The organism is Crocosphaera sp. Alani8 (assembly GCF_038442745.1).
Taxonomy (GTDB): domain Bacteria; phylum Cyanobacteriota; class Cyanobacteriia; order Cyanobacteriales; family Microcystaceae; genus Crocosphaera.
Window position 1 is genome coordinate 1 of sequence record NZ_JARVCN010000173.1, and the last position, 6977, is coordinate 6977.

A 6977-nucleotide genomic window follows, 5' to 3' on the forward strand; every position below is an offset into this window, starting at 1 on the left:
AGTTGTAGCCGTCGTTCCTCATATCAACTTTTCTTGGTGCAAGATGTGAGTTTAATCTTACTTACAGTAGATGATAGGGATTGATATGTTTCAGCTGATAGCTGATAGCTGAACCCTTACAAAATAGCCAGTTTTATCGAAGGTGCAAGATGTAAGTCATAACTAATTTTTGTTACGAAGTAACCCAAATAACTAATAACTGAATAACTGCTAACTGTTAACTGATAAACCTTCTACCAACACAGAAGGAGTAAAACAAGAATCTGTCCAACAAGAATCATTTCCTAATGCAATAATTTCTTTTAACACTTGATAAACATTTCCTGTCACCATTGTATCTTTAACCCTTCCGGTAATCACTCCATTTTTTACACCGTAACCCAGATCAACATTAATAGAAAAATCCCCCGAAATATCAGCCCCACCTCCTAAAATTTGATCCACAACAATCCCATTATCCAATTGTTTAACTAACTGCTCAAAATTACTGTTCCCAGGGGCAACAATTAAATTCACTAAACTAGGGGTAGGATAACTCCCCAAACTAGAACGAAAACCGTTACCTGTACTTTCAATTCCTAATAATCTAGCCCGAGTGCGATCGCTATAAAATTGCTCTAATCTTCCCTCAGTGATTAAAGATAAGTTTTGTGTTATTGTTCCCTCATCATCAAAAGGACAGCTATAGGGTTCAAACTTCGGTTGTTGAGATAAAGTTAACTTTTCCGAAACGATCTTTGCTTCGAGTTTCTCACTCCAAGGAGAAGCCTTTTCCAAGACTATTTTACTATTGAGAGCATCAGCAACTGTATCCCACAACATCGCTGCCCCATTAGGGGTAAATAAGACCGGGATACGCCCCACTTGAGGGGAAACCGTTTCTTTTGCCCATGCTAACCGTTGTAAAATCTCTTCTACTGCCTTGTCCACATCCAATCTATGAAGACTATGTTCCCCCTCATAAACCCCTAAAAAATCCTCTCCCCTAACCCATTCCACCCCTAGATAAAAAGCCGTAGAAACCTCGCTATATTGGCAACGAAGCCCCAAAGAATTGATCAAACAAGAAAAATCCTCTTGAGAGGCAAATTCGCCGCTACAAAGCACTTCTGGATAGTCTTGACGTAATTTGGCGATCGCTTCTTTTCCCATATCTATCAAAGTTTCTACCCCTATTCCTTCCCCTACAGTTGGTCGAATATCGGTGCGAGGTTCGCTCAATTCTATGGTTTCAGGATCGTTGAGACTGGACAAAGCAATGGCCCTATCCACCAACCCCTTGCTATCCACCTCTCCATAGGCCACCGCTAAACCAGGTGATCCCTCTTTCCACAACCGTAAAGCTGTTCCCTCCGACTGGGAACTCTCCAACTGTTTGAGACGGTTAGCTTCAAAAAAAACAGGACGAGACTGTGATCGAGACTGATAAACTTCTGCATGAGAGGCCCCTGCTTTTAGGGCTAAATCGATTAATTGTTCTGGGTTAAGGGTCATACTTTCAAACTTTAAGCTATTGATAGGATTATCACCGAATTTGGGAACCTTGGGGTGTGGAGAGGTGATCGAGATCGGCAATTAATCTGTTAAAAAGCCTTGCTCTTTTGTAAGCACCTGTTACATTAGGAGACAGATTTGTGGAAAAACACGGAGAAGTTCAATGACAAATACCCCCCCATCCATTCCAGAAAATCCCCCCGAAACCACCAAAAATGAACCGCCACCTAGTTATACAAAACTAGCGATGCGTAATATGGTTCGCAAGGGAGGCACTTCTCTGAAGCACTTTTTTCTCACTGCGACGGCACTTTTAGGTTTCTTAATTGGAATTTCCTATTTGACTCGTTAGCATAACAGGATGATAGCTTATCAAACCTTAAATGCAGTGATCGAGCTAAACGTTCAAGACGTTTTCTGGGTTCGTCCCGAGTTGGAAGCCACATTTACTCCTGTTTCCTCTCAAACCTGGAAACAGTGGATTGATTCTTGGTGTACTAACCTGAATTCTTATCTACCCGAAGCCTCTAGTTATGAATTAACCCTGAGATTAACAGGAGATCAAGAAATTCAGAGCTTAAACGCCCAATATCGCCAGAAAAATCAGCCCACTGATGTTTTAGCCTTTGCTACCCTGGAATGGGATTTCCCGACTATTATTCCCTTAGAAGACTGCTCAGAGCCAGTGTATCTCGGGGATATTGTTATTTCAGTAGAAACAGCACAAAAACAGGCGCAACAACATACAAACTCTCTTAAACGAGAACTTGCTTGGTTAGCCGCCCACGGACTGTTGCATCTGCTGGGATGGGATCATCCCGACGAACAAAGTTTAAAAAAAATGCTACAACAACAAGAAACATTGTTGGAATCTGTCAGTCTTTAGATGGAAAATCACTGCACTATATGTTCTAATTGAACAGACCTTGTAAAAATATTTAATTATTCTGTACAAAACTTAGTAAAACTTAAAATTATGAAAGCCGATTTTAAAATGAGTCAACCCCCTGCTACTCCCTTCTTCCCCGGGGCAACAAGTCTAACTCAATCTAGTCAAAGCCTCTCAGCCATTAGAGAGAAGTCCGCTTGGCAAATTGCTCCTAATCTATTTGTAAGTTTTACATACGCTTGGGCTGGTATTTCCTACGCCTTCGCTACACAGCGTAATTTCCGTATTCATACAGTTATGACAGTAACTGCTTTGAGCGTCGGCTTATTTCTCCAGGTTAATGCTGTAGGGATGGCCATTGTTGCTCTTACCTGCGCTTTAGTAATGGTACTAGAATTATTAAATACTGCTTTAGAATCCGTGGTAGACTTAACTGTTGGTCAGTCTTATCACGAATTGGCAAAAATTGCCAAAGACTGTGCTGCTGGTGCTGTTATGATATCTGCCTTGGCAGCTCTATTGGTAGCTAGTTTTATTATTCTTCCCCCTTTGTTCGCAATGGTATTTCAGTTCTAAAGTAGCCAGCGATCGCATTGATAACCATCACCGAGGAGATAAAAGTTGATTCTCGTTATCGATAACTACGATAGTTTTACCTATAACTTAGTGCAGTATTTAGGAGAATTAGGCTTTGATTGGCCAGTTGCCTCCGATATACAGGTTTACCGTAACGATAAAATCGATATCCCTCAAATTCGTCACCTCAACCCAGATGGCATTGTCATTTCCCCCGGACCTGGTCGTCCCGAAGATGCAGGGGTATCCCTTACTTTGCTCAAGGAACTGGGGTTTACTATTCCCATTCTCGGGGTTTGTTTAGGACACCAGAGTATGGGGCAAGTATTCGGTGGAAAAGTAGTTTCCGCACCCGTTTTGATGCACGGGAAAACTTCTCCCATTTATCACAACAACCAAGGGGTATTTCAGGGGTTAGACAACCCTTTTGAAGCCACCCGTTACCACAGTTTAGTGGTGCAACGAGAAAGCTTACCCGACGTGCTGGAAATCACCGCTTGGACGGAAGATGGAACCATCATGGGACTACAACATAAAGACTATTTGCACCTCCAAGGGGTACAATTTCATCCAGAAAGTATCTTAACCACATCAGGAAAATCCCTGTTAGAGAACTTTCTCAAGATGTTAAACCCGCAATAAATTCTATTTTTAAGATAATGAAACGGCGACAATTTATACGTTATGCTGGGGCTAGTGCCGTAGCTGCTTCGGGAATCTCCTTAAGCTCTCGTTTTCAACCAGTTTCAGCCCAAAACAAAGACTCCCTAATGATCCAATATTTAGGTCATACCTCCTTTCTCTTCACAGGAGGAGGTATGAGGGTGTTAGCCAACCCTTTCCGTTCTATTGGTTGTACAGCCGGTTATCGCTTACCTCAAGTGGAAGCGGATCTCGTCATTATTAGTAGCCAAATGTGGGACGAAGGGGCAGCAGAAAACCTACCAGGGAACCCCAAAGTATTGTACGAACCAGGGGTTTACGAGATTAATGGTTTCCGACTACAGGGTGTGGGTATTGCTCACGATCGCCAGGGAGGTCAACGTTTCGGGACTAATGTAGCTTGGCGTTGGACTCAAGGGGGTATCCGTGTGGTGCATTTAGGTGGTGCGGCTGCTCCAATTAATATAGAACAAAAGATTTTATTAGGTAGTCCAGATGTTGCTTGTATCCCCGTAGGTGGTGGACCAAAGGCTTATAATTCCGTCGAAGGGAAACAAGCAATGGAGACTTTACGTCCTAAGGTAATGATACCTACCCATTATCGAACTTCAGCCGCTGATGAGGAAACCTGTGACATTGAGCCATTAAACGATTTTTTAGACCTAGTAAAAGACATGAACATTAAGCAAGTTAATCAAGATAAACTTCGCTTGACATTTGAAGATTTACCCAAAGAAGGAACTTTAATTCGTGTCTTGAATTATAAACCAGCTTTGCAAGCCTAAAAAGTTACCAAATTTAAATGGGTTGATAATATTCTAAGTATAAGAATAGTTTTACATTATCAACCCTTGTTTATAGCGATTTTCAATTGAGTGGCGAATCTCAGAATCTAACTTCTGCCTCCTGCCTCCTGCCTCAAAGCTAGAAACTTTTTAATCTATGCAAATGAAAACTGCTATATTACTCAATTTCGGGATTAAGTCATAATGGTGTCAAATTTATAGATAAATACTATTTGTCTGTATAAAACTTTTGTAATCTACAAAGAGGAAGAATATCAAAACAAGAATAGTTTTTGTTCACTTTAATTTATGTTTAAATTTTTTAAAAATAACCTCTTACCTAGCCACTTTTTAAACCCTCATATTTTTACAACTACTCTAGCATTTATAACTACATTTCAAGGGGCATTACCCGCAAAAGCACAACCGCAAGTTATTCCTTTTTTACCGGATATAGGGAATACTGATAGCTGGCTGCCTCAAAATTCTCAAGAAGGGAATATTACAACTTGTATTCGGTTAGATGGTCGTTGTTTATTTACAATAACCTATCCAGAATCAAAACTTAGCGAACGGGTTGAAATTATCAAAACTCGTTTAGATAGAATTAGTGACCTATATTTTTCTCAGGAAAATCCTCAATTAGAAGTTACACAAAGAGGAGAGGAAAACCCAAAGATTTATGTTAGTATCGCTGGTGAAACCATACAATTAATTACCATTGGTAATCTCGACTTCCAGAATGAAGGTATCGACGCTGAAACAAAAGCAACAAATATAATAGAGCAATTAGAAAAAGGGTTAAAAAGAGGTAAAGATGAGCGCAAACTAGAATCTTTAATCACCAAAGGATTAATTAGTATTGGGATCTTAGGTAGCACTTTCGTTATTAGTAAATTAATTAGTCGCAAACTTAATCGTTTAAAATTATCCCAAGAGAGTATAGAGGAAGAAAGAAGCGATCAGCCCATATCCATGTTGTTAACCAATCGACAACATTGGAATATGAAAGAAGTTCAATATAGACTATTGCAATTAGCTCAAACTGGTATTTGGATCGGTTCAAGTTTAGTTGTAGTGGGACTATTTCCCTACACAAGAATCGCTCAAATTTGGTTAATTATTCTTCTGAGGATTCCTGCAAGATTGGGAATTGTTGGTTTAGGAACCTACCTAGCAATTCGTCTCAGTTATGCTTTAATCGCTAAGCTAACATCTGTCTTGATGATTCGTACCCTTTTGGATTTTCGTGAAAATCAACGACTACAGCTACGAATTAATACAGTAACCGTTGTCTTTCGTAGTGTCTTTACTGTAATTTTAACGGGTTCGGGGATATTAATCGGGTTATCTTTGATTGGTATAAATACAGCACCCCTATTAGCAGGTTTGGGTATTTTTGGTGTGGGGGTTTCCCTAGCATCTCAAAACCTAATTAGAGATGCAATTAATGGCTTTTTTATTATCCTTGAGGATCAATACGCTGTTGGGGATGTTATTCAAGTTCAGAACTTTGGAGGGTTAGTAGAAAATATCAATTTAAGGATCACCCAACTACGAGATACAGAGGGAAGATTAATCACTATTCCCAATAGTGAAGTAAAAATTGTAGCAAATCATTCTAGTAATTGGTCTCGGGCTGATGTTCTCATTCCTGTTGCTTACGACGCTGATATTGATCAAGCTTTATACATTGTTAAAGACGTGGCCGAAGCAATGGCTAAAGATAGACAATGGCGCAATCATATTGTTAGTCAACCCGAAATTTTAGGGGTAGATAACTTTGAGGAAAGAGGGTTGATTATTCGAGTTTGGATTAAAACAAAACCCCTTAAACAGTGGGATGTGTCCAGGGAATTTCGTCGTCGTCTGAAAGTAGAATTTGATAAGCAGGGTTTACCTTTACCTGTCCCTCAACAGAAAGTTTGGTTTACAAATGATAATATGAAGAGTAACGATCCTGCCGATCATATCGTTGTTTAATTGAACAAAAAATTATGCGTCTTTTACACACCATGTTACGGGTGAAAAACCTAGAAGAGTCCTTAAAATTCTACTGTGATATTTTAGGAATGAAACTGATTCGTCAAAAAGATTATCCAGGGGGTAAGTTTACCCTTGCTTTCGTTGGTTATGGTGATGAGTCTGATAATGCAGTTATCGAGTTAACCTATAATTGGGGCGTAGACTCCTACGACTTAGGGGATGCTTATGGACACATCGCTTTAGGAGTGGATGATATCTACGGAACTTGCGAAAAAATCAGGGAACAAGGGGGAAATATCACCAGAGAACCCGGTCCCATGAAACACGGAACAACAGTTATTGCTTTTGTGGAAGATCCCAACGGTTATAAAGTTGAGTTAATTCAAATAGGAACCCAAGGATCAGCAAAACAAGAAAGAGAAACCGCCGGGGCAGCTTCTTAATAGAATTAAAATAAGAGAGTGTTTTCCCATTCACCTGAGTTCGACATAAGGAAATTTATAGAGAATTGCTCAAAATTAAGAGTATATAACTCAGATCTTGCACCTGACGAGACAAAGTTCCAAACTATGTTCATAAAACCA

Annotated in this window: 8 protein-coding genes; 7 read left to right on the forward strand and 1 reads right to left on the reverse strand. The window is 39.9% G+C overall.

What is annotated here, in order from left to right; translation table 11 throughout:
• Positions 1-210: 210 nt before the first annotated feature.
• Positions 211-1494: a TldD/PmbA family protein gene (locus tag P9B04_RS11420; RefSeq protein WP_342055113.1), complete on the reverse strand. Its 1284-nt coding sequence runs from the start codon at positions 1492-1494 to the stop codon at positions 211-213.
• Positions 1495-1657: 163 nt separating this feature from the next.
• On the opposite strand from P9B04_RS11420, the gene P9B04_RS11425 reads away from it, so the two are divergent.
• The 7 genes from P9B04_RS11425 to gloA all read left to right on the forward strand — a co-directional run bounded on the left by P9B04_RS11425 (position 1658) and on the right by gloA (position 6836).
• The gene (locus P9B04_RS11425) at positions 1658-1846 is read left to right on the forward strand and encodes a DUF3285 domain-containing protein (RefSeq protein WP_342055114.1); all 189 of its coding nucleotides are present in this window, start codon (positions 1658-1660) and stop codon (positions 1844-1846) included.
• 9 nt (positions 1847-1855) lie between these two features.
• Positions 1856-2380, forward strand: a complete 525-nt coding sequence (ybeY, locus tag P9B04_RS11430) for an rRNA maturation RNase YbeY (protein ID WP_342055115.1) — start codon at positions 1856-1858, stop codon at positions 2378-2380.
• 90 nt (positions 2381-2470) lie between these two features.
• Complete coding sequence (locus tag P9B04_RS11435; protein ID WP_342055116.1) at positions 2471-2959, forward strand: diacylglycerol kinase; 489 nt, start codon at positions 2471-2473, stop codon at positions 2957-2959.
• A gap of 45 nt (positions 2960-3004) precedes the next feature.
• On the forward strand, positions 3005-3601 hold the full coding sequence (locus P9B04_RS11440; protein WP_342055117.1) for an anthranilate synthase component II: 597 nt from the start codon (positions 3005-3007) through the stop codon (positions 3599-3601).
• A gap of 17 nt (positions 3602-3618) precedes the next feature.
• Positions 3619-4407: an MBL fold metallo-hydrolase gene (locus P9B04_RS11445; RefSeq protein WP_342055118.1), complete on the forward strand. Its 789-nt coding sequence runs from the start codon at positions 3619-3621 to the stop codon at positions 4405-4407.
• 309 nt (positions 4408-4716) lie between these two features.
• The gene (locus P9B04_RS11450; RefSeq protein ID WP_342055119.1) at positions 4717-6390 is read left to right on the forward strand and encodes a mechanosensitive ion channel family protein; all 1674 of its coding nucleotides are present in this window, start codon (positions 4717-4719) and stop codon (positions 6388-6390) included.
• A 14-nt stretch (positions 6391-6404) separates the two neighbouring features.
• Positions 6405-6836, forward strand: coding sequence for a lactoylglutathione lyase (gloA, locus tag P9B04_RS11455; RefSeq protein ID WP_342055120.1), 432 nt, complete (start codon positions 6405-6407; stop codon positions 6834-6836).
• Positions 6837-6977: the final 141 nt, after the last annotated feature.

Bases quoted from the DNA above. Each gene is read 5' to 3' on its own strand.
- P9B04_RS11420 (WP_342055113.1), bottom strand. From the start codon at position 1,494: ATGACCCTTAACCCAGAACAATTAATCGATTTAGCCCTAAAAGCAGGG.
- P9B04_RS11425 (WP_342055114.1), top strand. From the start codon at position 1,658: ATGACAAATACCCCCCCATCCATTCCAGAAAATCCCCCCGAAACCACC.
- ybeY (WP_342055115.1), top strand. From the start codon at position 1,856: ATGATAGCTTATCAAACCTTAAATGCAGTGATCGAGCTAAACGTTCAA.
- P9B04_RS11435 (WP_342055116.1), top strand. From the start codon at position 2,471: ATGAAAGCCGATTTTAAAATGAGTCAACCCCCTGCTACTCCCTTCTTC.
- P9B04_RS11445 (WP_342055118.1), top strand. From the start codon at position 3,619: ATGAAACGGCGACAATTTATACGTTATGCTGGGGCTAGTGCCGTAGCT.
- P9B04_RS11450 (WP_342055119.1), top strand. From the start codon at position 4,717: ATGTTTAAATTTTTTAAAAATAACCTCTTACCTAGCCACTTTTTAAAC.
- gloA (WP_342055120.1), top strand. From the start codon at position 6,405: ATGCGTCTTTTACACACCATGTTACGGGTGAAAAACCTAGAAGAGTCC.